Genomic DNA, 22,904 nt, shown 5'->3' on the forward strand with positions numbered 1-22,904 from the left:
GTCATTGTCCTTGGTCTGGGGCGGCCTGGGGCCAGGCACGGGCCTGGCCGTCGATCATCGCGACGCGGCCGCCGTCGTCGGAATCCATGTAGATGCCGAAGCGGCCCGCCTGCCGTTCCTGCACGTAGCGGCGCAGCATGGCGCGCAGTTCATGGGTGGCGATCGCTTCATAGGGCAGGTCGTCGATGGGGAAGAAGCGGAGGCCTTCGGGCAGGCTGACCGCCGCCCCCTCGCCCGCCAGCCGGGCGCGGTAGACGAGGTGGCCGGGATCGCTGTCGGCGACGTCGAAGACGGAATAGAGGAAGGTTTCCTCCGGCACGAGGCGGAGTGCGTCGCCTCCGTCGAGCACCAGCTGGCTATCGGCCTTGCGACGGCGGGCGGAGGGCAGCACCCAGCCGCCCTTGCCGTCCGAACACAGGAGCAGCCCGTCGCCGGCCTCCACGAGGTAACCGATGATCATGCCCTGCGCGGCGAGCCAGCCTGCCGGCAGCGGATCCTTCACGCTGGCATAGCGGCCGCGGCAGAAGCCGAGCGGGGCGGTCGGACTGGTGCCGAAGGCGCGCACCTCGCCGATCAGGATCGCGTGGTCGCCGGCATCGATCGAATCGTGCAGGCTGCAATCGAACCAGGTGAGGCTGTCCGTCAGCACGGGCGCGCCGGTATGCACCCGGTCGTGGTTGACCGACTGGAACTTGTCCGGTGCCTTGGAGGCGAAGGTCGCCGATACGTCGACCTGGCCTTCGTGCAGGATGTTGACGGCAAAGCAACTGGCCGCGGTGAATGCCGCATAGCTGGAGGCCGACTTGGCGACGCAGACGAGCAGGAGCGGCGGATCGAGCGAGACGGAGGTGAAGGAATTCGCCGTCATGCCGCGCGGCGTGCCGTCGGCTTCGCGCGTGGTAATGACCGTGACGCCCGTGACGAAGGTGCCGAAGGCGCGGCGCAGCGCGATGGGGTCAATCGGTGCGTCCTTCGTTGCCGCCTGCTCCACCATGCCGTCGACCTCCTCCTCGGTTCGTTGGGAAGAAGCTATCCGCCACGAGCGGCGGCGGCTTCCTGCCGAACGGAGGATGCGGAGAAAGAGTTCTGCTGCGGTTCGAAGGAAGGCCGGGCCTGCCGCGTGGTCAGCGTTCGCCGAAGGCGCGGTTGTCGATAACGCTGTAGAGGCGCAGGGCAAGTTCCACGGAAAAGCGTCGCTCCGGCGTTTCCACGTCGATGCCGAAGAGTTCCTGGATGCGTGCCAGCCGGTAGCGCAGCGTCGTGACATGCAGGCCGAGGCGATCCGCGCAGGCCTGGCTGCGGCACCCCTCCTCCAGATAGGCGGACAGCGTCTCCAGATAGGGCGTGCCGTTCTCCCGGTCGTGCTCGGCGACCGCCCCGACGCTGTCGCGCACGAAGCTGCGCACGTCGCCGACATCGGCGGCGGACACGAGCATCGGCAGCGGCCCGAAATCCTGCCTGGAAAGCGCACCCGTCAGGCCGAAGGAGCGGCCGATGCGGATCATCCGGCTGCACTGCTCCCAAGCCGTGGCGTAGTCGTCGAGGCCCGCGCAGCGGCTTCCGACGACCACGATCGGCGCCTCGTCGAAATAGCGGCCGAGCTCGTCGGCGATACGGCGCATGAGCTTCGTCGTGCGCTCCTGCCGGTGTCCCGCCTCATGCGGCATCAGGCAGACGACGCCGCCTTCGATGGCCACGAGCCCGGCCTCGATCGAAGCCTGCTGCATGATGCGGGACAGTGTGTGCTCGACGTCGACGGAGCCGCCGCCGAAAGCCTTGGCGCGCTCCGGGAAGTCGACCACGATCATCTGCTGCGGCAGCGACAAATCGAGGCCGAGCCGCGCGGCGCGCTGGCCGACATCGGCAGCGTCACGCCAGCGCCGCTCGACGATCTCGAAGAACAGTTCGCTCTGCGTGCGCGTCTCGAAGCGGAAGCGCAGGAAGCTGCGCATCATCTGGACGCTGAGCGCGAATTTCGCACTGTCGAGCATGAGCTGGTCCAGTTCGCCCTCATCGGCCGCGGACGGAAAGATGACGAGCGCGCCGACAAGCTGGCGGTCTACCGTCAGGGGTTCCACGCGGGCGGAGACGCGCAGCCGCCGCGCGCCGTCCTCAAGGAAGATCGGCGCCGTTTGCGTGTTGCCGCGCTCCACGGCTTCCCGCGCAGCCCGGACGAGCAGGCGCGCAAAAACCGTCGGCGCCGCCGCCTGCCAGGCCGCATCCGTAAAATCCACGGGCAAGGGCGAGCGCCCGGCGATCACCTGGTTGACGGTGAAGTCGACGACGACGAGCGGATTGGGCAGGAGCCGCCCCACCATCGCGGCGAGCGAGGCGACGGAACCGTCGCTGAGCACATGCTCCAGCAGCGAGGTATGGGCCGCCAGCGCCCGGTCGAGCCGCTCGGCGGCGCGCTTTTCCGCCGCAAGGCGGTGCTGCTTTTCCACCGCGATGGCACCGAGATGGATGATCGTTCCAAGGAAGGCGAGGTCGTCCTCCGTCACCTCCGTTACCGTACGGGCGATCACGCTCAGGACCATCGGCCGGCCCTCTGCGTCCGCACAATCCATCGGCATGACGAGCACGGTGCGGTAATCGCGCTCGAAGGCCTCCTTGCGGTAGCCGGGAAATTCCGTGCTTTCCCGCGCATCGCGGATATAGACAGGCTCGTTGCGCTGGAGCGCGATGAGCGACGGGCTGGTGGCCAGTTCCCAGCGGTCGGGCAGGTCGCGGTGGATGAGCGCCGGATCGTGCCGCACGATGACATGCGCATAGCCGTGGGCCGCATCGATGCCCATGATCGAGCCGAGCGCCCAGTTGGCATGCCGGCAGGCAGCCGCGATAAGGTGCTGCAGCACCGTCGCGAGGTCCCCGCCGCTGTTGATCTGGCTCGCCACGTCGCGCAGCGAAAGTATCCGTGATTTCTGGCCCAACGCGCCGCGCACTCCCGTCGTAGGGCCACGATAATGCGGCGCACCGCGCGCGAAAGCTACTGGTTTTCGAAGGAGTCGATGCTGCCATTTTCCTCCGGATACGAGGAAGACCGCACAAGGCCACACGCTAGGTTGGCGGCGAATTCAACAGACGGGGGAAACGACATGGCGCTCGGCATCAGAAAGATCTGCACCTTCCTCGAGGAGACCCATGTCGAAGGCGGCAGGGCCGCGCCGCAGCCCTTCAACATCGTCGTCGTCGCTGCCATCCTGCAGAACCCCTGGGCCGGCAGGGGCTTCGTCGAGGACCTGCGGCCGGAGATCATCCGCATCGCCGGGCCGCTGAGCGAGGAGATGACGCGCCGCCTGCTCGCGCAGATGCCCGCGGAGAGGATCGAGGCCTGCGGCAAGGCAGCGGCCGTGGGCATCAACGGCGAGGTCGAACATGCCTCGGCGATGATCCATACCCTGCGCTTCGGCAATCCTTTCCGCAACGCGATCGGCGGCACGAATTACCTGGAATTCGCCAACACCCGCAACGCGCCCGGCGCGCTGCTCTCGCTGCCGATGATGCACAAGAGCGAGACGGGCAAACGTTCCCACTTCCTGACCGCCAATTTCCAGATCGCCGATGCACCGCATCCGGACGAGATCATCGTGGCCATTGCCGCCGCCGACGGCGGGCGTCCGCATGCCCGCATCGCCGACCGCTTCCAGGATATCGCGGAGATGGAGGCGGAGATCGCCGCAAATGCCGGCTAGCCGTGGACCACATCGCCAAGCCGGATGTGGGTTTTCATAGCGATTCTAGCCGAAATTGCGTTTGTAGGTAGAGGCGATGAGGGTGGTTGCGGCGGCAAGGGCGGCTTCTCCGTCGCGCCGTTCGATCGCCGTCAGGATGGCCTCGTGCTGGGCGAGCGAAGGGCCGAAGCCGCCGGAGGCGGCCATCGTCTTGGGAATGCTGATCGACAGCGCGGCCCGGACGACCGAGGAGATCGGCAGCAGGAAGCGGTTGTGCGCGGCCTGCAGGATCTGGAGATGGAAGTCGATGTCGGCCTCGATCGCCTCTTCCAGCCCGGCCTGCGCCTGCGACATGCGGACGAAGGCAGCCCGGATGGCGGCATGATCGGCCGCCGAACCGCGCCGGGCGGCAAGGCGCGCGGCCAGCGGCTCGATGGAGAGGCGGATTTCGAAAAGCTCCTCGGCCAGCGCATCCTGGTCTTCGGCATCGCCCTGCCAGGACAGCACGACCGGATCGAGCGTGTTCCAGTGCTCGGCCGCCCGCACGCGCGTGCCGAGCCGGGGCTTTGCCTCGATGAAGCCTTTCGTCGACAGGATCTTCAGGGCCTCCCGAAGCGTCGTGCGGCTGACGCCGAGCGTTGCCAGCATGTCGGCTTCCCTCGGCAGCGTTTCGCCGGCCTTCAGCTCGCCGAGCGTGATGCGCCGGCCGATATCGCCTGCAATACGGGCCGGCAGGCCGCGATCCTCCCGAGCGATGACCTTCATGCACGCCCTCTCCCTTGTGTCTTTCCCCCGTACATAGACGCTCCGCCCTATTCGGGAAAGCCACCCAGGGCGGCGGCATAACGGCGGACCATCGCGATGCCGACTTCGGTCGGCCGCAGCGCCGGGCCGCGGTCGTGGATCGCCATGCCCGCCCGTTCGCCGAAGAGACGCTTGCCGTAACACAGGAGGGTCTCGATACCCTGCATGGTGAAGACGACGCCCGGCAGCATGCGGCGATACTCCTCCTCGGCATGTTCATCCCAGCCGTCGCAGAAGAATTCGTAGGCCCGCACCGCATAGTCGATGGAATCAGGCGCGAGGATGAGGCCGCGGCAGCCGATGCGCAGATTTTCCAGCAGTTCCAGCCCCGCCCGGCCGTTGAAGACCGGCAGTCGCCCCTCGGTGACCTCGATCAGGTGGGCGATATCGACGACCGGCCCCTCGCCCTTCACCAGGCGGATATTCGAATGCTGGCGCACGAGATCGTGGACGTCGGCCGCCGTCAGGCCGCGTCCCATCAGCGCCGGCGCGTTCTGGATGGCCAGCGGCAGGTCCGTCTTCTCCGCGACGCGGCCGAAGAAGCGGATATATTCGGCGGCGGAATACTGGCCGACCATCGGCGGCTGCAGGATCAGCCAGTCGGCGCCGGCGGTCGCGGCATGACGCACCTGGCGCACCTGCTCCTCGACGGACGCGCCGAAGATCGTCAGGGCGACGGGCACGCGGCCGGCGGTATCCTCGATCACCCAGTCCATCACCGCCATGCGCTCGGCCTCATCAAGCTTGGAGGCCTCGGTGGCAAGGCCGAGCGCCGCCATGCCGTGCACGCCGCTTTCAAGGCAGATCTCCACCTGCCGGCGCATCGCGGCCCGATCGAGCTTTTCCCGCTCGTCGAAGAGGGCGTAGAGGATGGCATGGATGCCGTGGAGGTCGTCGATCCGAAAATCCTTCACCGGCGCCTCCTCAATGGCTCTCGCGGGGAACCGCATGGCCGCTGCCGCCGACGAGGAAGTCGAGGTCCGCCCCCGTATCCGCCTGCATGACGCGTTCGACATAGAGCCCCTGGTATCCGCGGGTCATGTCCGGCACGGGTGCTGTCCAGTCCGCGCGGCGGCGGGCAAGTTCGGCCTCGTCGACATCGAGATGCAGCCGGCGGCCGGCGACGTCGAGCTCGATCCAGTCCCCCTCGCGCACCAGCGCGAGCGGGCCGCCCACCGCCGCTTCCGGCGCGGTATGGAGAACCACCGTGCCGAAGGCCGTGCCGGACATGCGGGCATCGGAGATGCGCACCATGTCGCGCACGCCCTTCTTCAGGAGCTTCTGCGGCAACGCCATGTTGCCGACCTCCGCCATGCCCGGATAGCCCCTCGGACCGCAATTCTTCAGCACCATGATCGAGGTCTCGTCGATATCGAGGTCCGGATCGTCGATGCGCGCCTTGTAGTGATCGATCGTCTCGAAGACGACGGCCCGCCCGCGATGCTGCATCAGCGCGGGCGTGGCGGCCGAAGGTTTTATGATCGCACCATCAGGGGCGAGATTGCCGCGCAGCACGGCGATGCCGCCGCTGGCCGTCAGGGCTTTTCCGCGCGGCAGGATGACGTCGTCGTTGAAGTTTTCCGCATCCGCGACGTTCGCACCGACGCTGCGCCCCGTCACCGTGAGGGTATCGAGATGGAGAAGATCGGCGATCTCCTTCATCACGGCCGGCAGGCCGCCGGCATAATAGAAATCCTCCATCAGGTAGCGGCCCGACGGCATCAGGTTGAGGATCGTCGGCACGTCGCGACCGAGCCTGTCCCAGTCGTCGAGCGACAGCGCCGTGCGGATACGGCCGGCAATGGCAAGCAGGTGCACCACCGCATTGGTGGAACCACCGATCGCGCCGTTGACGCGGATGGCGTTGGCGAAGGCCTCGCGGGTGAGGATTTTCGAGAGGCGAAGGTCCTCGGCGACCATCTCGACGATCCGGCGGCCGGTGAGGCGGGCAAGCCGCGCGCGCGCCGCGTCGACGGCCGGGATGGCGGCATTGCCCGGAAGGGCGATGCCAAGCGCCTCGACCATCGACGCCATGGTCGAGGCCGTGCCCATGGTCATACAGTGCCCCGGCGAGCGTGACATGGCGCTTTCGGCCGCCATGAAATCCTTCTGCGACATCACGCCGGCACGCACGTCCTCGGAGAACTTCCAGACATCCGTGCCCGAGCCGATGGCTTGCCCGCGGAAGCGGCCGTTCAGCATCGGCCCGCCGGAAATGACGATGGAGGGCAGGTCGCAGGAGGCCGCGCCCATGACGAGCGAGGGCGTGGTCTTGTCGCAACCCGCCATCAGGATGACCCCATCCATCGGATTGCCGCGGATGGCCTCCTCCACGTCCATCGAGGCGAGGTTGCGGAAGAGCATGGCCGTCGGACGCAGGTTCGATTCACCGCAGGAGAAGACCGGAAACTCCAGCGGCAACCCGCCCGCCTCCAGCACGCCCGCCTTGATATGCTCGATCAGCCCGCGGAAATGCGCGTTGCAGGGCGTGAATTCGGAGAAGGTGTTGCAGATGCCGATGACCGGCCGGCCATCGAAAGCATCGTCCGGCAACCCGTTGTTCTTCATCCAGCTCCGGTGGATGAACGCATCCTTGTCCAGCCCGCCGAACCAGTGCTGCGACCTCAATTTCCGCGACATCTTTCCCTCCAATCGACCGATACCAGCATGCTGGTTCATATTCTCATATAATCGGAGTTATTATTGGTCAATGAAAACGCTGCCGCAGGCAAAGAAAAACCTCCGGGGCGAAGCGCCGGAGGCTGAAGGTGCCTGGACGAGATCCGCTGCCTCGATCCCAAGGGCGGTTGCGACATGCACGCCATCGCTGCGATCCATGCCGACCCCGCCATAGCCCCTCCCCTTCATCATTCGGCACCGGGGATGGCGAATGTGCGACCACCAACAAAGGAGACGCACATGACCGAAAAGAACGCAGCCATCACCCAGATCATCAAAGCCATGCAGAGGGACGCCGAGGACGTCATGAACCAAATAGACCTCGCGGCGGGCGACATCGGTGAGGGACGGCGGAACGGAGCGGTCGGAGCGTTGGCGGCGCTCGACATGTCGCTGGAGAGGAGATCGATCTATCGAAGGACAATCGCATCCTCGATCTGATCGCGCAGCGCCATGAGCTGCGAGCAAAAGCCAAGCAGGCGAGCGAAGAACTCGCCGCTGTCGATGCGGAGATCAAACACAAGATGGCCGGGGCTTCCCTCGCCCACCTTGCCGGCGGGGCAAAGATCACCTGGCGCCAACAGCGCCGGGCGGCCTTCTCCTCCCCTGCGCAGATGATCCGCGTCCTTCGCGTACCTTGATCAGGGCCGCGAGGTGGACGCCTTCTTCAATCCCCTCATCGACCGCCTCGACCGGATCGCCGACACCTTCGAGGAAATCTCCACCGCCTACCAGCGCGAGAAGATCGCGGCCGAGCGCCGGGCGCGCGCGGCCGAGGCGAAAGAGCTGCGCGAGGCCGAGGAGAAGAAGCGCGCCGAGGCCGAAGCGGCGAAGCGGGAGACGACCGCCGAGCGCAAGCACGACGAGGCCGATGAAATCGCGCTGCGCGCCGCCCAGGCGGAGAGCAAGGCGAAAGCCGTCTGGCGCAAGGCATATGACGCCGCCCTCGCCACGCTCAAGGGCGACGTGAAGACGCTGAGGGAGCGCCGCGACGGCGTTATCAAGGCGTTCGCCGCTTTCGGCGTCAAACCCGAGCAGCTCTTCGCCGCGCTGTCGATCGGCGGCATGGACGATATCACGCTCGAAACGATGCCGGTGCTGATCGGCATGCACAATGCGCTCAAGAGCGGCGAGGCCACCGTCGAGGAGATGTTCGGCGGGGCGGCGGCGGCCGGCGGCGGCGAGCGGAAGAACCTGCGAGGCAAGCTCGAAGACGTAGCCAGCGGCGGCAAAGCGAAGGAGGTGGATAAGCCGAAAAGCGAAAAGCCGAAGGAGGAAGCCGAAGGCAAGGCGGATAAAGCAGCCGAGCAGGAGCGGGAGAGCAAGTCGGCCGATGACGACTTCCCCGGCGACACCCCGGCGCCGAGCAATGACGAGATCGAGGCCGCGAAGGATCGCGGCGGCGAAGCCTACCATCGCGGTATGAGCAGCAAGGCAATCCCGCAGGAATACCGTGGGGTGCCCGCTCTCGCTGATGCTTGGCTCGGCGCCTACGCCACCGCAGCCGCCGAAGATAAAGGCGGTGAAGCATGAGCGCCGACCGCAGCAAATTCGAGCGCTTGCTCGCCGAGTGGCGCAATGCCGAGACCCGCGCCGAAGCTCTCCGGCAATTCCAGACGAACGGCGGCGCATTCCGCCTCCGCGTCGTCTCGGATGGGGAGGAGGCGATCCCGACCAACATCCTCGACGAACTGCTCCGGCATGAGGGATACCGGGTCTTGCTGGCTACCGCCATCAAGCGCGCAGACGGCATCGCAGCCGATGCAAAGCAGGCTTTCCTCTCCGAGGCTGTTGGCGACAGCATCGGCATCGACGCCTCCCAGGCGGGAGGTGTCGCATGATGATCGTCAAGGTTTTCGATGTCGAGACGACGGGGATGCCGAACGACGACGGCAAGCCGGTCGGCCTCCTCGAAGTCGGGTGGACCGATGTCGCTCTCGATCCCGATGGCCGGGAGGTCTTGCGGATCAGCGAGCCCACCTCGCATTTCTGCAATCCCTTCCGTGCAGCGCCTGGCTTGGAGATCGAGCCCGGCGCTGCGGCAGCCCATCACATCACCCGCGAGGATGTCGCCGACGCCCCCTCGCCCGAATTCGTGCTCCGCTCTCTCATGAGCGGGGCCGATGCCTTCGCCTGCCACAACAAGGAATTCGACGGCCGGTTCTTTACCGGCGGAGAGAAGCCCTTCGCGTGCACCCTGCGCGCCGCCAGGGCGATCTATCCCGACGCGGAGCGGCACAACAACCAGTTCCTCCGCTATCACCTCGGCCTGCCGGTTGACCGGCAGATTGCAGAGGTGGCGCACCGCGCCGGCCCTGACAGCCATGTGACCGCGCATTTGCTCGCCCACATGATCGGAGAAGGCCATTCCTTCGCGGAGCTTCTGCGCATCACGGACGGTCCGATCCGCATCAAGCGGATGCCGTTCGGGGAGCATCGGGGAAAGCCGATCGACGAAATCCCCGAAGGATATCTCCGCTGGATGAACGGTCGGAAGCTCGATCGCGATCTCCGCTTCACCCTCAACCGTGTCCTGAAAGAGCGGGGTATCCGCGTATGAATATCACCGACAAACAGCGGGAATTGCTCGAAGACATCGCCATGCAGCGGGCGACGAGCGACGACCCCATCACGCGCTGCATCGGGCGCCTGACCGCTTCCAACGTCGTTGAAGCGTGGGGCGAGTTTTTCCAGAAGGAGCAGGCCGCCGGCACGAAGCCGACCGAGATGATCGCGGCGACGAGCTGGTTTGCGGCGACGATTTATCTGACCTTCGCCGACTGCCTCCCTCGCGAGGAGCGGCCCGGCTTCCTCCTCGACATGGCGGCAAAGCTCCTCGCCATGACGCTGGAGATGACGGCAGACAGGGAGGCTGGCGATGGAAAATAGGCTCCCCGACCGCTTCTGGCTCGTCGTGGACGGCCACACCCGCAGCACGATCTCCGACCACGAGGATATCACCGCCGCGAATGACGCCGCGAGGGCCTACGCAAAAGAGCACATCGGCGCCGTGACGGTCGTGATGGAGGTCCACGAAGCCTTCATCTCCCGCGCGACGGTGGAGCGCGCCTTTCTTCAATTCCCGATCCGAGCAGAGGAGCCGAGCGAATGCCCGACTTCGACCTGATCAACGAAACCATCGGCCTGCGGGTGCGTGCGATGCGCATCTCGAAGGGCCTCACCAAGCGGGAAGTGGGCGAGGCAATCGGCACAAAGGAGCACAGCGTCACGCGCATCGAGAACGGGCGCTCCAGCCTCTCGGCCGCGCAGCTCGTCAGCCTCGCCAAGCTCTTCGGCGTGCTGGTCTCCGCCCTTATCGGCGAAATCCCGGCCAGCGAGGAAATGGAAGGTGGTGCACGATGACCATCATTTCGGGGAGGCTCGAATATCTTGGCTGGAAACGGCCCTGGAAGGTGGATGGCGGCAGCAATGCCGCCGACCTCTCGCGCGAATTCTGGCAATTCGCCGAGCAACGTCGCGGGAAGCCCATCAAGCATGTCTACGACCGCGATAACTACATGCTCAAGGCCGACGACGCCTCCGAGTTCGACCTCAATTACATCGAGGCCGGCGAGGGCATCATCGCGCAGAAGCGCGAGGGCTTCGGCATGTTCAACGTCGCGGCCTACCTCGAATGGGCTCTGCTCGCGCTCAATGGGCGGCAGATCATCGCCACGATCACGCCCGGCGGCTTCTGGCTTACCAACGCACCGAACGAGGACGTGCCGGGCGTCGTCTTTCAGCGGGAGGGCAACATGGGCGTCGTCCCGCCCGGTATGGAGCGAGCGATCTGCAAGGTGGGCCAAGGCGCCGAGTGCTGCATTTTCCTCTGCGGCGGAAGCACCGGCCTCGAATGCGCGAAGTTCGACCCGGCGTTCGCCCGGCAAATCCTCGATCGCAAAGCCAGAGGCCAGATGAATGCGGATCGCATCGGCGATTGCCGCCTCCTCGGCCGCCAGGGGGCGCAATGATGCGCCCCTCCCTCACCACCAGCATTCTCGGAGACTGCCGATGCCCGGCATGAACAGTGTCCATTTGACCGGCCGCGTCGGCGGCGATCCCGATTATCGCCGCTTCCAGTCCGGCGGCGAGCTGATCGAGTTACCGTGGATTTGATCACCACTGCCGCCTACCGGCTCCAGCAGATCAAAGGCCCATGCAATGCCGCCGTGCCCGCATCGATCAGAGCGCGCGTCGAAGCCTTCATCGCCATGGTCAACGGGGAGGAGCTTTGATGCCGGCAAAGATCAGCGCAAACGGCACGGTCTCTTGGCACGAATGGGAGACGCCGCAGGAGGAGAAGGACTTCCAGCTTCTCTACGCCGGAGTGCTTGAGCGGGAAGCGGCGGCGCGCGAGGCGCGCTCGCCCGCATTCGCTGCCGATCTCCGCGCATGGGCAGCGAAAGCCCGAGAGAAGGCGGCCTCGATCGATACCTCGCCTCCCCAGGGCGATCTTTTTGGAGGAACCGATGCCGACTAGCCGTTCCGACATATGCCCCGTTCTGCTTAACATCCTAAAGGCCCTCGCAAGAATGCCTGAGGAACGAAGCAACCACGCCCCCGAAGCCAAGAATGATGATCTGCCATGCTCCAGCGACACCAGCCAAAAGGAAAGCGAGCCGTCTTCTACGCCCGCTACTCGACGGACCTACAAAAAGACCGATCGATTGACGATCAGGTGGCATTATGCCGGGAATACGCCGCCCGGAACGGAATGACGCCAGGCAGGGTCTATTCCGACCGCGCGCAAACCAGCTCCTCGCTCATCGGCCGCGACGGCATCATGCAGCTCATGGCCGACGCCCGCAGTGGCGATTTTGACGTTGTGGTCGTCGAGGCGCTCGATCGCATCTCCCGAGATCAGGAAGACCTTGCCGGCATCTTCAAGCGCCTTTCCTTCGGAGGCATCGAGATCGTCGCCGTGCACGAAGGCGTTGCCGATGCCATGCAAATCGGCATCCGGGGGCTGCTCGGGTCGATGTTCCTCGCCGACCTCAAGCACAAGGTGCGGCGGGGCATGGCCGGCGTCGTTGCCGATGGTCGAGCAGCCGGCGGCGTCTCCTACGGCTATGATCTCGTCCTCGGCCGGCCCGGCGAGCGCACGATCAACGAAGAGCAGGCCGAGGTGGTGCGCCGTATCTTCCGCATGTACCTCGGCGGGATGTCGCCGCGCGATATTGCCAAGCAGCTCAACGATGAGGGCATTCTCCCCCCGCGTGGCTCGAAATGGAATGCCAGCACCATCAACGGCAACAAGGGCCGGAACTACGGCATCCTGCAAAATGCGATGTACGAGGGGAAAATCATCTGGAACCGCGTGCAGATGGTGCGCGATCCCGATACCGGCAAGCGCGTCAGCCGGGAAAACCCGGAGAGCGAATGGAAGGTCTCCGAGGTGCCGGAATTGCGGATCGTGCCCGCTGACCTTTTCGACGCAGTTCAGAAGCGGAAGGCCGAGCGCAGCCACGACACAGCGGAGGGGGCATTCACCCGCCGGCCGAAGCGCATCTTTTCCGGCCTCCTGCGTTGCCGCTACTGCGGCGGCGGGATGGCATCGAAGGGTGTCCATGGCGGTGCAGTGCGCGTGCGGTGCTCGCGCTACACTGAAAGCGGCTCATGCACCAACAACAGGAGCTATCGGCTTGATCGGATCGAAGTCGGTGTTGTTGGCGGGATGCTCGATCTCTTACAGAGACCGGAGGCGACGCAAGCCTATCTCGATCTCCACTTCTCCGAGCGTCGGCAGCGGATTGACGGAGCCGCGAGACGAGCCGGCGAGATCGAGCGCCGGTTGATAAAAATGACGAGCGAGCAAGATCGCCTGATCAAGCTCTATGGTGACGGCACGCTGCCCATGGATCGGGTCGAGGCGCGCTTGAAGGAACTGCAAGGGGAAAGAGAAAGGCTTTCAGCGGAGCTGGCCGAAGCGAAAGTCGAAGTGCCGGTGATCGAGGTTCACCCCACCGCCCTGCGTCACTTCTCGCGCAATCTGGAGCGCGTCCGGCAATCGATCGAAAACGAGGGCACGATCCACGATCGCGAGACCTTCGAGGCTTTCAGGGCCGCCGTTTCGCACATCATCGTTGGCGACGGGCCGATAGACGGAGACTATGAGGTCGATGTCGTGACCTACATCGCCGCCTTGACCGGCGAAGAAGCCTTCATCGGGAAAATGGGGGGGACGGCTGGTAGCGGAGGAGGGATTCGAACCCCCGACACAAGGATTATGATTCCTCTGCTCTAACCTACTGAGCTACTCCGCCGCCCGAAAAGAGGAACAGAACGATGTCTGTTTCCGTCCGGTGCGCGGCTTATAAGGTGCTGTTCCCGCGGGTGTCAAGCGACGTTCGCACAAAAATCACTTTGTTCGCGAAGGCCTTGGCGAATGCGGGCTTTCAGGCCGCGGCCGGGGTGGACAGAATGCGCTTGAGGGCGTCCTCGGCGGCAGGTTCCCGCTCGGAACGCAGGATGAAGCCGCCGCCGTGGATGCGGGCGTCCTCGCCTTCGCCGGAATAGAGCGCGCAGGCCTGGCCGGGCGCAACACCCGGTTCGCCTTCGGCAAGTTCGACATAGAGGCCGCCGGGGCCGGACATGAGGCGGGCGGGGCGCGGCGGGCGCGTCGAGCGCACCTTGGCATAACAATCAAAGCCGGCGGCTGCCACGGCCTCAAGGTCACCGTCACCGAGCCAGTTGATGTCGCGCAGGTAGAGGCGGCGCGTTTCCAGCGCTTCCTTGGGGCCGACGATGACGCGGCGCGAGCGGGCGTCGAGATAGACGACATAGAGCGGCTCGCCCGTGGCGATGCCGATGCCGCGGCGCTGGCCGATCGTATAGTGCAGGATGCCGTCGTGGCGGCCGAGCACGCGGCCGTCGATATGCACGATGTCGCCGGCAAGCGCCGCATTGGGCTTCAGCTTGTTGACGATGTCGGAATATTTGCCCTGCGGCACGAAACAGATGTCCTGGCTGTCGGCCTTCTTGGCAACGACGAGGCCCATCTCCTCGGCAAGCGCCCGCGTTTCGGCCTTCGAAAGATGGCCGAGGGGGAAGCGCAGATAGTCGATCTGCTCCTGGGTCGTGGCGAAGAGGAAATAGCTCTGGTCGCGCTCGGCATCGACCGGCCGATAGAGCGCTCGGCGCTGCGGCGCCTCCGGCGTCGGGTTCGGCCGGGAGCGGATGTAATGGCCGGTGGCGAGCGCATCGGCGCCGAGTTCCTTGGCGGTGGCCAAAAGGTCGGCGAACTTGACGGTCTGGTTGCAGGCGACACAGGGGATCGGCGTTTCGCCGGCAATGTAGCTTTCGGCGAAGGGATTGATCACCGTTTCGCGGAACCGCTTTTCATAATCGAGCACGTAATGCGGGATGCCGAGCGTTTCGCAGACCCGGCGTGCATCGTCGATATCCTGGCCCGCGCAGCAGGATCCCGCGCGGTGCACGGCGGCACCGTGATCGTAGAGCTGCAGCGTGATACCGAGCACGTCGTAGCCTTCGCGTTTCAGGATGCCGGCCACGACGGAACTGTCCACGCCGCCCGACATGGCGACGACGACACGGGTATCTTCCGGCTTGCGATCGAAATCGAGACTGTTCACGCGAGGTCCGTTCCGGTGCTGCGGCGCTTGAAGGCCTGCCGCGGGGCACCTTTCCCTGGGGTTTGCTTGGCGCAAGGACGGCGCCGCGCAATCGGCGCGGCGTCTTTCGGGCGACATATAGAAACTTGCCGCACCGAGGGCAAGAGAAGGCCGGAAACCTCGTCTTTCCGGCCGCGCACCGCATCCTGCCTTCCCGGTCCGCCGGCAGGGCGGTGCGGAAAATCAGATGAGGCGCAGGCGCAGTGCGATGGCGATCGCCTGCATGCGGTTGACCGCCTTGAGCTTGCGGGTCGCGCTCTTGAAATAGCTGCTCACCGTATAGGCCGAGATACCGAGGATGATGGCGATCTCGTCGCTGCTCTTGCCGGCCGCCGCCCAGCGCAGGCACTCGACCTCGCGGCTCGACAGCTTCTCCCGGCTCGCCGTCGCCGCCACGAAGGTCTTTTCGAGGCATTCGAAAAGCTGGAGGGCGGCGAAATGCAGGTCCGTCAGCTCCCGCCGGGCAAGCGGGGCCTGCATGCCGGAAAAGACCATCAGATAGGGATCGGATGTCGTGGAATGCAGAAGGAAGGCCGTCGAGGCGGCAAGGCCATGGCTTTCGGCGAGCGCGATCGCTTCGCCGACATGGCCGTTCTCCCAGTCGGACGGGGCGAGAAGCGAGCTGTCGCCCTGCACGGGCAGCTTCGTCATGCCCGTCTCGATCGCCAGCCGGCTCAGATGGAAGAGGTTCATCGCATCGTATTTGCGCACGAGATCGGCCGGCCAGTTGCTGACGAGCAGCCGCTCGGCGAAGCGCTGCTGCTCGTTGGCGGGAAAGCGCGACACCAGGAAGTGGCTGAAGCCGAAATGGTTGGCGCACTGGCGCATGAGGTGCAGCACCTCATATTCGGTCTGCACGGCTTCGAGATTGGCCGTGGACAAGAATTCAGGCGACCAGCCCTGCTGCAGGAGCATGTTGTCTGGGTCTTTCATTTTCCGTTTCCAACAGCCGGCGCGAAGGCCGGGCGCGTGTGCATTCCCGGTCCGGAAAAATTCAGGCGCACCCCTTTAGAAAGCGGCGACGAAAAACGCCGCAGAAGCCATATCCCCACGGGGAACAGCTTGCGGAGTGAATTCATGATGATGCAGCCCAGGGCTTCCGGTGGCATCCATCGACGCCGCCCTTAAATTTGAGGGCGTATTAGCAGCATTTGAATAAAAGGGAAATGAAATATTTGCATGGCTCCCATGCGGACATCGCGCAGGGCAGACCTGGCAAACGTAAGGGAAGCCAGTGCTTCCAGCCTTGGGCACGACGGGCGAAGCCGCTCAAAAGATTAGAAAATTGTTAGCATGCGTTTAGGCAAATCTTAAATGTGGCGGGCTACAGTCCCGGCATATGGTCTTGAGTTTATGTAGAGAGTCCAATGACCGATCTGATACGACCCCGCGTTAAATACGTCATCGGCCCCGATGGCAGCCCCCTGACGATCGCCGATCTGCCGCCGGCCAACACGCGGCGCTGGGTGATTCGCCGGAAGGCAGAAGTCGTCGCCGCCGTGCGTGGCGGGCTTTTGAGCCTCGAGGAAGCCTGTGAGCGTTATACGCTGACCGTCGAAGAATTCCTGTCCTGGCAGTCCTCCATCAACGATCACGGCCTTGCCGGCCTGCGCACCACGCGCATCCAGCAGTACCGCCACTAACCGTTTCATTTTCGATCAAGACCCTACGGCTGCGCCCCGCGCGGCCGTAGTTTCGTTTGAGGGGTCGAGGCGCCTCAGTGCGGGCGCAGCTTCATCTGCAGAAGACCGGTCATGATCGCCGAGGTGGCGTAGAACCAGAGGCCCGGCTGGGTGAAGGCCGAGGCCATGCCGCTCGTCTTCGCCGCGACGATGACGAGCGCCACCAGCATCACATCCATCATCGACCATTTGCCGAGGATCGGCAGCAACCGGGCAAGCCAGTTCGCCTTGCCCGCGGGCGGCGTCGGCGCGGTCGCCTCCAGCGCGATCGCGAAAAGCTTGATCACCGGGAAAACGATGGAGAAGAGCGCGACGAGCACCGCAAGGCCTCCGCTCCCCTGCCCCCAGAGCGAGACGACGATATCGATCAGCGAGGGCGTCTCGTCGAAGAAATAGAGTTTTTCGAAACGCACGAGCGGCAGGACGAGGCCGAAGGCGAGGAACAGAGCGGAAAGCACGAGAAGGGCGGGAACGACGAGGATCATGGCAGGCCAGCGCTGGTTTCGATGCCCCTGCATAGCACCGCGGCGACGCGGACGCAGCACGCTCTGTTCACATCCGGTGCGCTTGCGGGACGGCGCCAGACAGGAAAGGATGGCGCACAGCAACGACAGCGAGGACCACCATGGATATCACAAGTGCAGAAACCGGCTCGAAGGGGCGCTATTCCACCATCGTCGAGGGCCATGAGGCGGAGGTGACCTATTCGCGCGCCTCGCCGCAGCTCGTCATCGTCGACCATACCGGCGTGCCGGATGCGCTGCGCGGCAAGGGCGTCGGGCAGGCCCTGGCGGTCCATGCGGTGGAAGAGGCGCGCAAGGGCGGCTGGAAGATCATGCCGCTCTGCCCCTTCTTCCGCGCCCAGGCCATGCGCCACAAGGAATGGCACGACGTCGTCAATCTCTGACAGGGCCGCAAAAAACGCGAAGAGCCCTCGTGAGCGGTCTTGCGGCCGCTCGCGAGGGTTCTTCAGAACCCGGATCGGGTCAGGCGCGCAGCCGGACCGCGTTGTCGCGCTCTTCGAGCGCCGAAGCCTTGGCGAACTCCGCCTCCGCCTCTTCCAGCGCCAGTTCGGCCGCATCCTGCTGCACCTTCAGTTCCCGGATGGAGACCTGGAGGTTGTCGGAACGCTGGCGCGCCGCCTTGGCGAAGGTGGGATAGGCGAAGTGGTTGGGATCGTTGATCCCGGATTTCTTTTCCTCGATGGCGATCTGGCTTTCCAGTTCCTTCGACATCCGTTCGAATTCGGACATCATCAACTGAAGCTGGGCCAGCTGCCGTCTCTTGTCTTTCACCTGAAATTCCTTCAGGCGAACTAGGCTCTCACGCGACTTCATACGCAATACTCCCGTGGATAGCGAGACCCCGGCATTGGAGCGAACGGCCGTCAAAACGCGACAGTCGTTCACCCGGCATTCCAAATCAGTGCCCGAAGCGCGGCGTTTGACCGCACGCCGGAGACCGGCACTTCGCCCGAAACCCGGAAAAACGCGCCGGGCCTTAAAAAAAATTCAGCGATATTAATAAAACCCTACCGCTGGTAACCTTTCGTTTACGGGCATCGTTAATCATAGGTGCGATGATTTAAGGCTCAGTAAATGCGGTTCGCTAAAAAACAGGTTCGCCACATTGATGAGTCGAAAGAGTCAGTTAGCTGTGGTTCTTAATGAGACAGTTTAAGAGTCACATTTCTGATTCATCCATGAAATCAGGGAGCTGCCTAAAATAATTAACAGATCGATACACCTTGCCAAAGGGAATCAGGATTTGTTAACCAATTCGTGGCAGCCTCCAAATCAGGCAACGACTGGATCCGTATCGCGTAGGGGGCCAGGTACCTTGAGCGGCGGAAAAGGGGACAGATATGCGGGTTCTACTCATTGAGGACGACAGCGCGACGGCGCAGAGCATCGAATTGATGCTGAAGTCCGAAAGTTTTAATGTGTATACCACCGACCTCGGCGAGGAAGGTGTCGATCTGGGCAAGTTGTATGATTACGACATCATCCTGCTCGATCTGAACCTGCCCGACATGTCGGGTTATGAGGTTCTGCGCACGCTGCGCCTGTCCAAGGTCAAGACGCCGATCCTCATCCTCTCCGGCATGGCCGGCATCGAGGACAAGGTGCGCGGCCTCGGCTTCGGCGCCGACGACTACATGACCAAGCCGTTCCACAAGGACGAGCTCGTCGCCCGTATCCACGCCATCGTGCGCCGTTCCAAGGGTCACGCCCAGTCGGTCATCTCGACCGGCGAGCTCATCGTCAATCTCGACGCCAAGACGGTCGAGGTCGGCGGCCAGCGCGTCCACCTGACGGGCAAGGAATACCAGATGCTCGAGCTGCTCTCGCTGCGCAAGGGCACGACGCTCACCAAGGAAATGTTCCTGAACCACCTTTATGGCGGCATGGACGAACCGGAACTGAAGATCATCGACGTCTTCATCTGCAAGCTGCGCAAGAAGCTGGCGAATGCCGCCGGCGGTGCGAACTATATCGAGACGGTCTGGGGCCGCGGCTATGTGCTGCGCGAGCCCGACGGCGACTATCTCGAAAGCGCCTGACGCTCTCCCTCACCGCCTGAGATTTCAACCCGCCGCTTGCCGGCGGGTTTTCTTTTCCGACAAAGGATCTCCAACCGCTCCTCCGTCATGGTCATGGTCGGGCCTGACCATCGACACAGCCGCGGGTGCCGCGTGGGTCCTCGGGCTACAAACGAAAAACGCGGCCCGCTCCTCACGAGCGGCCGCGTTCATACATTCGGGCTGAAGTCGTTTCAGGCGGCGGCCGAGAGGCTGCCGAAAACCTGGGTCAGGATCTTGCGGTCGAAGGGCTTGAGCAGGAAATCGTCCGCACCGGCACGCTTGCCCATCATCATCTTCTTGAGATCCGCCTCGACGACGCAGTAATAGATGCGCACCGACTTGCCCTGCGGCAGGTTGCGGATATTGCCGATGAGTTCGAGCGCACCGTCCATCGTCGAATCGACGATGAGGATATTGGGCAGTTCCGCCTCGCAACGCACCAGGGCCTCCAGCGAGCTCGACGCTTCCAGCACGAGGAAATCGAAGCCCGAGAGAATACGCTTGCCGACCTTACGGACGACGTCGGAACCATCGGCGATCATCAACCGCTGCATTCGCTGCTCCTAGGTCTCCCGCCCGTCAGACGGGAACAATACAGGGTGCAACTCTACCGGCGACTGGCAAACAAAGCGTTAGCGGCCATGGTTAACAAACCATGGCCGCCATCGATTATTCCGAGGCCGGAACGACCCGCGCCGAGAAGACGATCTCTTCCGGGCTCACGGCGACATCCAGCTCCATGCCCGCCTCGTCGGCGAGCAGCACCGTGTAATAGGGCTGGATGGAATGGGCATCGACCGCCTCTTCCGGTGTGCCGGAGAGGATTTCGGTGAATTTCGGCGGCACGCGCAGCATGCGGCCCTTGGCGACGAGCTTGAAGGTCGCGTCGAATTCCGGATTGTCGAGCGTCACGTCGATCGAGCCGCCACGCGGAATGGCGCCGTAGGCGACGAGGAACAGGTTGAGCAGCAGCTTGACTCGGTTCTTCGCGACGATGGCGCGCGGCCCGGTCCAGGTGATCTCGGTCTTCTTCTCGGCGGCGGCGAAATCACGCGCGGCCTTTTCCGCCTCGCCCGTATCGATCGACGCGCCGACCGAACCGGAGGCGCCGAAGGCGAGCCGTGCGAACTTCAGCCGCACGGAGGCATTGAGCGCGCTGGTGCGGATGAGGTCCATCGCATCGGCATCGGCGCCGCCCTCGTCGAGCAGTTCCAGCCCGTTGTTGATCGCGCCGACGGGCGAGATGACATCGTGGCAGACACGGCTGCACAAAAGTGCTGCCAGGTCGGGACCGGTCAGCGTAAGGTTCGGATTTTTCGCCATAAATTTCTCCCAGATCCACGCATCACTTCACGCGGACGGCCTTAGCATGGGCACATTCGCGGGCATCCTGCGCGACGCATAGCACGCCGGAATTGCGCGAGGCGTGCCCGATTTGAAGACAGCCATAATGACACCACATTTGGTAAACCGATTGTTAAGACGATCGGATCAAATTGCAGCATGGAACGGGGCCGATACATGAAGAAAGGCGAACGGGACATGGGTGTTTCAAATCTGGTCAGGATGGCGTTCGGGATCGTGACGGCATCGATCCTGGCGCTGCTCACGGTTCTGCCGGCGCAGGCCCAGCAGAACGGCCAATATTCCATGCAGGAAATCGTCGATGCCGGCCACGGCTTCTTCGGCTCGACCTCGGGCGGCCTTGCCAAGGTGGTCGAGCGCGCCTTCGAGGCGCACGGCCTGCCGAACGGCTACATCCTCGGCCAGGAAGGCTCCGGCGCCTTCGTCGCGGGTCTGACCTATGGCGAGGGCACGCTCAACACCAAGAATGCCGGTCAGCATCCAGTGTTCTGGCAGGGCCCGTCGCTCGGCCTCGACTGGGGCGGCCAGGGCAGCCGCACGATGATGCTCGTCTACAATCTGCCCGACGTCAACTCGCTCTATGAACGCTACGGCGGCGTCTCCGGCTCGGCCTATGTGATCGCCGGCGTCGGCATGCAGGTCAATGTCAACCGAGACGTCGTGCTCGTGCCGATCCGCACCGGCGTCGGCGCCCGCCTCGGCATCAATGCCGGCTACCTGAAGCTGACCCGCGAACCGACCTGGAATCCCTTCTGAGAATGAAAGAGCGCCCTCGTCCGTCAGGTTAACCGAGAGTTGATTTCTGAAGGACAGCCCCTCCCGCAAGGTCGGACGAGCCGCTATGGTGGGCTCGTTCGAACCCGTTTTGGGCCAGTTTTGAAACGAGTGGACCCGTGATCGAGTATGCCCTCCTCTTCGCGCTCGGCTTTCTCGCCGCCACGCTGACCGGCCTTCTCGTCGCGCCGGCCATCCAGAAACGCATCGTCAAGTTCACCGAAGACCGCATGCGCGCCACCATGCCGCTGAGCCCGCAGGAAGTGCGCGCGCAGAAGGACATGGCCCGCGCCGCCTATGCCGCGGAAAACGCCCGCCTGTCGGAAGGGGTGCGCCGCGAACGGGAAAAACACACGCTGGAAATGGTGCGCAACGAGAAGCTGCTGGCGCAGGCCGCGGCGATCGGCACGGAAAATGCCGAACTGCACGCCCAGATCGCCGACATGAACATCGAGGCCGGCGACATGCGCTCGGCGCTGCGGCGCGAGGAAATGAAGACCGAACAGCTGAAATCGGCGCTCGCGGCGGCCGACCGCGAAATCCGCGGCAAGGTTGCCGACATCGAGACGCTGCACAGCCGCATCAACCATCTCGAAGCCGATCTCGACACGATGAAGATCGATCTCGCCACCCGCGACACGACGATGGAGAACCTGAAAAGCCGCATCGGCAATCTCAAGGACGAGCGCGACACGCTGCGCGAGGATATCAAGACGGCGCGCCAGAGCGCCAAGGCGCTGGAAGTGCGCCTGTCGCGCGAGGAAGGCCGCGTGCGCCAGCTCGAGGCGCGGCTGACGCGCGAGCTTGCCGGCAGCGCCGACAAGGACAATGCGATCGAACGGCGCATCGCGGAAATCAGCCGCCTGCGCGACAAGGTGAAGACGTTGACAGCGGAAAACAAGGAAGCGGTGAAGGCCGTGCGTTCCACCGGGCTTGCCCGCACCATCGCCACAAGCCGGCTCTCCCCCCGCCGCACCGACAAGGTGGCACCGCCGCCGATCGACATCGCCGCGCTGGAAGAGGACGTGCGCAATCAGGGCACGGCCCTTTCCGAACGGCTGATGGCCGCGAAGACCGGCGAGAACGACGCGGCGCTGCGCGAGGAAATGGCCGATCTCGCCAGCAAGATGATCGTGCTGACCGCCACGCGCGAAGGCGCCGGTTCGCCGGTGCATGACCTCATCGCCACGATCGATCCCGCCCTCGACGGCGACGATCGCAGCCTCGCCCGGCGCGTGCGCGAACGGATCGGCAACGACGAGACCTGACGTCGCCGTACCGGAGGAGTGCGAGATGAAGGCAGCGATCCTGGCCTTGCTCATGAGCGTCACCGGCGCGACAGCCCCCTCGCCCCAGCAGGCTGCCAGCATCGACGGACGCTATTGCGGCCGGCTGTGGAGCAACGGCGTGCTGGTCGAGGCGATCACGGTGCTGAAGCTTGCCGGCGACGGCCGGCTGACCGGCAGCTACACATTCATCGACGGCGATACCAGAACCCCGGGGACCCTGACCGAGGATCCGCCCGGCAAGGGGCTTGCCCGCACGCTCGACTGGCAGGACATGTATGGCAGCGGCAAGCTCTCCATCACCCTCCAGCCGGATTTCAGCAACTTCACCGGCACATGGCAGGACCAGACCGGCGGGCCGAACGAACTGTGGGACGGCGTGCGCTGCTGAGGGCCACCCTGCGCAACACGGTGACGGCCGAAAGCGC

At 64.3% G+C, this 22,904-nt stretch carries 28 protein-coding genes, 1 tRNA gene and 1 pseudogene; 18 read left to right on the forward strand and 12 right to left on the reverse strand.

Features of this window, described 5'->3' with window-relative positions:
• Position 1 precedes the first annotated feature (1 nt).
• Positions 2–994, reverse strand: a complete 993-nt coding sequence (locus shn_RS14770; protein ID WP_064331075.1) for a flavin reductase — start codon at positions 992–994, stop codon at positions 2–4.
• Between the two features lie 130 nt (positions 995–1,124).
• A complete protein-coding gene (locus shn_RS14775) occupies positions 1,125–2,930 on the reverse strand; it encodes a helix-turn-helix domain-containing protein (protein ID WP_064331076.1) in 1,806 nt (601 codons plus the stop codon).
• Positions 2,931–3,095: 165 nt separating this feature from the next.
• On the opposite strand from shn_RS14775, the gene shn_RS14780 reads away from it, so the two are divergent.
• Entirely contained in the window at positions 3,096–3,692 is a 597-nt protein-coding gene (locus shn_RS14780; RefSeq protein ID WP_064331077.1) for an amino acid synthesis family protein, read from the forward strand.
• 45 nt (positions 3,693–3,737) lie between these two features.
• Here shn_RS14780 and shn_RS14785 read toward each other — a convergent pair whose 3' ends face one another.
• The 3 genes from shn_RS14785 to araD are packed head-to-tail and all read right to left on the reverse strand — an operon-like array spanning position 3,738 to position 7,115.
• Positions 3,738–4,436 carry a FadR/GntR family transcriptional regulator gene (locus shn_RS14785; RefSeq protein WP_064331078.1) on the reverse strand — a complete coding sequence of 233 codons (699 nt, stop codon included), beginning with the start codon at positions 4,434–4,436 and terminating at the stop codon, positions 3,738–3,740.
• A gap of 47 nt (positions 4,437–4,483) precedes the next feature.
• A complete protein-coding gene (locus shn_RS14790) occupies positions 4,484–5,389 on the reverse strand; it encodes a dihydrodipicolinate synthase family protein (RefSeq protein ID WP_084438040.1) in 906 nt (301 codons plus the stop codon).
• A 10-nt stretch (positions 5,390–5,399) separates the two neighbouring features.
• Positions 5,400–7,115: an L-arabinonate dehydratase gene (araD, locus tag shn_RS14795; protein ID WP_064331079.1), complete on the reverse strand. Its 1,716-nt coding sequence runs from the start codon at positions 7,113–7,115 to the stop codon at positions 5,400–5,402.
• Between the two features lie 279 nt (positions 7,116–7,394).
• Here araD and shn_RS14800 point away from each other — a divergent pair, with 279 nt between their 5' ends.
• The 11 genes and pseudogenes from shn_RS14800 to shn_RS37605 form a co-directional block, all read left to right on the forward strand.
• Complete coding sequence (locus tag shn_RS14800) at positions 7,395–7,595, forward strand: hypothetical protein (protein WP_064331080.1); 201 nt, start codon at positions 7,395–7,397, stop codon at positions 7,593–7,595.
• Between the two features lie 213 nt (positions 7,596–7,808).
• Positions 7,809–8,687 (forward strand): hypothetical protein, encoded by an 879-nt coding sequence (locus shn_RS14805; protein ID WP_064331081.1) that lies wholly within the window; start codon positions 7,809–7,811, stop codon positions 8,685–8,687.
• Positions 8,684–8,995, forward strand: coding sequence for a hypothetical protein (locus shn_RS14810; protein ID WP_064331082.1), 312 nt, complete (start codon positions 8,684–8,686; stop codon positions 8,993–8,995). The genes shn_RS14805 and shn_RS14810 overlap by 4 nt, the downstream gene beginning before the upstream one ends.
• Positions 8,992–9,714, forward strand: a complete 723-nt coding sequence (locus shn_RS14815) for a putative quorum-sensing-regulated virulence factor (RefSeq protein ID WP_064331083.1) — start codon at positions 8,992–8,994, stop codon at positions 9,712–9,714. The genes shn_RS14810 and shn_RS14815 overlap by 4 nt, the downstream gene beginning before the upstream one ends.
• Entirely contained in the window at positions 9,711–10,043 is a 333-nt protein-coding gene (locus shn_RS14820) for a hypothetical protein (protein ID WP_064331084.1), read from the forward strand. Before shn_RS14815 ends, shn_RS14820 begins: the two co-directional genes overlap by 4 nt.
• On the forward strand, positions 10,033–10,281 hold the full coding sequence (locus tag shn_RS14825; RefSeq protein WP_064331085.1) for a hypothetical protein: 249 nt from the start codon (positions 10,033–10,035) through the stop codon (positions 10,279–10,281). Before shn_RS14820 ends, shn_RS14825 begins: the two co-directional genes overlap by 11 nt.
• Positions 10,263–10,517, forward strand: a complete 255-nt coding sequence (locus shn_RS14830; RefSeq protein ID WP_064331086.1) for a helix-turn-helix domain-containing protein — start codon at positions 10,263–10,265, stop codon at positions 10,515–10,517. The genes shn_RS14825 and shn_RS14830 overlap by 19 nt, the downstream gene beginning before the upstream one ends.
• A gap of 50 nt (positions 10,518–10,567) precedes the next feature.
• A complete protein-coding gene (locus shn_RS14835; RefSeq protein ID WP_145925941.1) occupies positions 10,568–11,125 on the forward strand; it encodes a hypothetical protein in 558 nt (185 codons plus the stop codon).
• A 135-nt stretch (positions 11,126–11,260) separates the two neighbouring features.
• The gene (locus shn_RS37440; protein ID WP_256388469.1) at positions 11,261–11,389 is read left to right on the forward strand and encodes a hypothetical protein; all 129 of its coding nucleotides are present in this window, start codon (positions 11,261–11,263) and stop codon (positions 11,387–11,389) included.
• A complete protein-coding gene (locus shn_RS14840) occupies positions 11,389–11,634 on the forward strand; it encodes a hypothetical protein (RefSeq protein WP_064331088.1) in 246 nt (81 codons plus the stop codon). Before shn_RS37440 ends, shn_RS14840 begins: the two co-directional genes overlap by 1 nt.
• Before the next feature lie 105 nt (positions 11,635–11,739).
• Positions 11,740–12,762, forward strand: a pseudogene (locus tag shn_RS37605) (recombinase family protein); the annotation flags it as partial.
• A 578-nt stretch (positions 12,763–13,340) separates the two neighbouring features.
• Here the strand turns inward: shn_RS37605 and shn_RS14855 are convergent.
• From shn_RS14855 to shn_RS14865, 3 genes are all read right to left on the reverse strand, one after another.
• Positions 13,341–13,417: transfer RNA gene (locus shn_RS14855), tRNA-Met, on the reverse strand.
• Between the two features lie 132 nt (positions 13,418–13,549).
• Entirely contained in the window at positions 13,550–14,746 is a 1,197-nt protein-coding gene (mnmA, locus tag shn_RS14860) for a tRNA 2-thiouridine(34) synthase MnmA (protein WP_064331091.1), read from the reverse strand.
• A 222-nt stretch (positions 14,747–14,968) separates the two neighbouring features.
• Positions 14,969–15,718 carry a LuxR family transcriptional regulator gene (locus tag shn_RS14865; RefSeq protein WP_064331092.1) on the reverse strand — a complete coding sequence of 250 codons (750 nt, stop codon included), beginning with the start codon at positions 15,716–15,718 and terminating at the stop codon, positions 14,969–14,971.
• Positions 15,719–16,152: 434 nt separating this feature from the next.
• Here shn_RS14865 and shn_RS14870 point away from each other — a divergent pair, with 434 nt between their 5' ends.
• Positions 16,153–16,428, forward strand: a complete 276-nt coding sequence (locus shn_RS14870; protein WP_023515011.1) for a DUF1153 domain-containing protein — start codon at positions 16,153–16,155, stop codon at positions 16,426–16,428.
• A 74-nt stretch (positions 16,429–16,502) separates the two neighbouring features.
• Here shn_RS14870 and shn_RS14875 read toward each other — a convergent pair whose 3' ends face one another.
• Positions 16,503–16,952, reverse strand: coding sequence for a paraquat-inducible protein A (locus shn_RS14875; protein ID WP_084438044.1), 450 nt, complete (start codon positions 16,950–16,952; stop codon positions 16,503–16,505).
• A 140-nt stretch (positions 16,953–17,092) separates the two neighbouring features.
• Between shn_RS14875 and shn_RS14880 the strand changes: the two genes are divergently transcribed.
• Positions 17,093–17,374, forward strand: a complete 282-nt coding sequence (locus shn_RS14880; RefSeq protein ID WP_064331094.1) for a GNAT family N-acetyltransferase — start codon at positions 17,093–17,095, stop codon at positions 17,372–17,374.
• 79 nt (positions 17,375–17,453) lie between these two features.
• On the opposite strand, the gene shn_RS14885 is transcribed toward shn_RS14880, so the two are convergent.
• Positions 17,454–17,804: a hypothetical protein gene (locus shn_RS14885; RefSeq protein ID WP_064331095.1), complete on the reverse strand. Its 351-nt coding sequence runs from the start codon at positions 17,802–17,804 to the stop codon at positions 17,454–17,456.
• 527 nt (positions 17,805–18,331) lie between these two features.
• Here shn_RS14885 and ctrA point away from each other — a divergent pair.
• Positions 18,332–19,030, forward strand: coding sequence for a response regulator transcription factor CtrA (gene ctrA, locus shn_RS14890; RefSeq protein WP_064331096.1), 699 nt, complete (start codon positions 18,332–18,334; stop codon positions 19,028–19,030).
• A gap of 212 nt (positions 19,031–19,242) precedes the next feature.
• Here ctrA and shn_RS14895 read toward each other — a convergent pair whose 3' ends face one another.
• Complete coding sequence (locus tag shn_RS14895; RefSeq protein ID WP_024270821.1) at positions 19,243–19,605, reverse strand: PleD family two-component system response regulator; 363 nt, start codon at positions 19,603–19,605, stop codon at positions 19,243–19,245.
• Positions 19,606–19,720: 115 nt separating this feature from the next.
• On the reverse strand, positions 19,721–20,374 hold the full coding sequence (chpT, locus tag shn_RS14900) for a histidine phosphotransferase ChpT (RefSeq protein WP_064331097.1): 654 nt from the start codon (positions 20,372–20,374) through the stop codon (positions 19,721–19,723).
• Positions 20,375–20,617: 243 nt separating this feature from the next.
• Between chpT and shn_RS14905 the strand changes: the two genes are divergently transcribed.
• From shn_RS14905 to shn_RS14915, 3 genes are all read left to right on the forward strand, one after another.
• Entirely contained in the window at positions 20,618–21,172 is a 555-nt protein-coding gene (locus shn_RS14905; protein WP_245337414.1) for a DUF1134 domain-containing protein, read from the forward strand.
• A gap of 137 nt (positions 21,173–21,309) precedes the next feature.
• The gene (locus shn_RS14910; RefSeq protein ID WP_064331098.1) at positions 21,310–22,458 is read left to right on the forward strand and encodes a hypothetical protein; all 1,149 of its coding nucleotides are present in this window, start codon (positions 21,310–21,312) and stop codon (positions 22,456–22,458) included.
• A gap of 25 nt (positions 22,459–22,483) precedes the next feature.
• Entirely contained in the window at positions 22,484–22,867 is a 384-nt protein-coding gene (locus tag shn_RS14915) for a hypothetical protein (protein ID WP_064331099.1), read from the forward strand.
• Positions 22,868–22,904 lie beyond the last annotated feature (37 nt).

Origin of the sequence: Shinella sp. HZN7, from assembly GCF_001652565.1 — a bacterium.
Taxonomy (GTDB): domain Bacteria; phylum Pseudomonadota; class Alphaproteobacteria; order Rhizobiales; family Rhizobiaceae; genus Shinella; species Shinella granuli.

Coding starts and splice junctions, on each gene's coding strand:
- shn_RS14770 (WP_064331075.1), bottom strand. CDS start 994: ATGGTGGAGCAGGCGGCAACGAAGGACGCACCGATTGACCCCATCGCG.
- shn_RS14780 (WP_064331077.1), top strand. CDS start 3,096: ATGGCGCTCGGCATCAGAAAGATCTGCACCTTCCTCGAGGAGACCCAT.
- shn_RS14785 (WP_064331078.1), bottom strand. CDS start 4,436: ATGAAGGTCATCGCTCGGGAGGATCGCGGCCTGCCGGCCCGTATTGCA.
- araD (WP_064331079.1), bottom strand. CDS start 7,115: ATGTCGCGGAAATTGAGGTCGCAGCACTGGTTCGGCGGGCTGGACAAG.
- shn_RS14800 (WP_064331080.1), top strand. CDS start 7,395: ATGACCGAAAAGAACGCAGCCATCACCCAGATCATCAAAGCCATGCAG.
- shn_RS14810 (WP_064331082.1), top strand. CDS start 8,684: ATGAGCGCCGACCGCAGCAAATTCGAGCGCTTGCTCGCCGAGTGGCGC.
- shn_RS14815 (WP_064331083.1), top strand. CDS start 8,992: ATGATGATCGTCAAGGTTTTCGATGTCGAGACGACGGGGATGCCGAAC.
- shn_RS14820 (WP_064331084.1), top strand. CDS start 9,711: ATGAATATCACCGACAAACAGCGGGAATTGCTCGAAGACATCGCCATG.
- shn_RS14825 (WP_064331085.1), top strand. CDS start 10,033: ATGGAAAATAGGCTCCCCGACCGCTTCTGGCTCGTCGTGGACGGCCAC.
- shn_RS14830 (WP_064331086.1), top strand. CDS start 10,263: ATGCCCGACTTCGACCTGATCAACGAAACCATCGGCCTGCGGGTGCGT.
- shn_RS14840 (WP_064331088.1), top strand. CDS start 11,389: ATGCCGGCAAAGATCAGCGCAAACGGCACGGTCTCTTGGCACGAATGG.
- shn_RS14865 (WP_064331092.1), bottom strand. CDS start 15,718: ATGAAAGACCCAGACAACATGCTCCTGCAGCAGGGCTGGTCGCCTGAA.
- shn_RS14870 (WP_023515011.1), top strand. CDS start 16,153: ATGACCGATCTGATACGACCCCGCGTTAAATACGTCATCGGCCCCGAT.
- shn_RS14875 (WP_084438044.1), bottom strand. CDS start 16,952: ATGATCCTCGTCGTTCCCGCCCTTCTCGTGCTTTCCGCTCTGTTCCTC.
- shn_RS14880 (WP_064331094.1), top strand. CDS start 17,093: ATGGATATCACAAGTGCAGAAACCGGCTCGAAGGGGCGCTATTCCACC.
- shn_RS14885 (WP_064331095.1), bottom strand. CDS start 17,804: ATGAAGTCGCGTGAGAGCCTAGTTCGCCTGAAGGAATTTCAGGTGAAA.
- ctrA (WP_064331096.1), top strand. CDS start 18,332: ATGCGGGTTCTACTCATTGAGGACGACAGCGCGACGGCGCAGAGCATC.
- shn_RS14895 (WP_024270821.1), bottom strand. CDS start 19,605: ATGCAGCGGTTGATGATCGCCGATGGTTCCGACGTCGTCCGTAAGGTC.
- chpT (WP_064331097.1), bottom strand. CDS start 20,374: ATGGCGAAAAATCCGAACCTTACGCTGACCGGTCCCGACCTGGCAGCA.
- shn_RS14905 (WP_245337414.1), top strand. CDS start 20,618: ATGGCGTTCGGGATCGTGACGGCATCGATCCTGGCGCTGCTCACGGTT.
- shn_RS14915 (WP_064331099.1), top strand. CDS start 22,484: ATGAAGGCAGCGATCCTGGCCTTGCTCATGAGCGTCACCGGCGCGACA.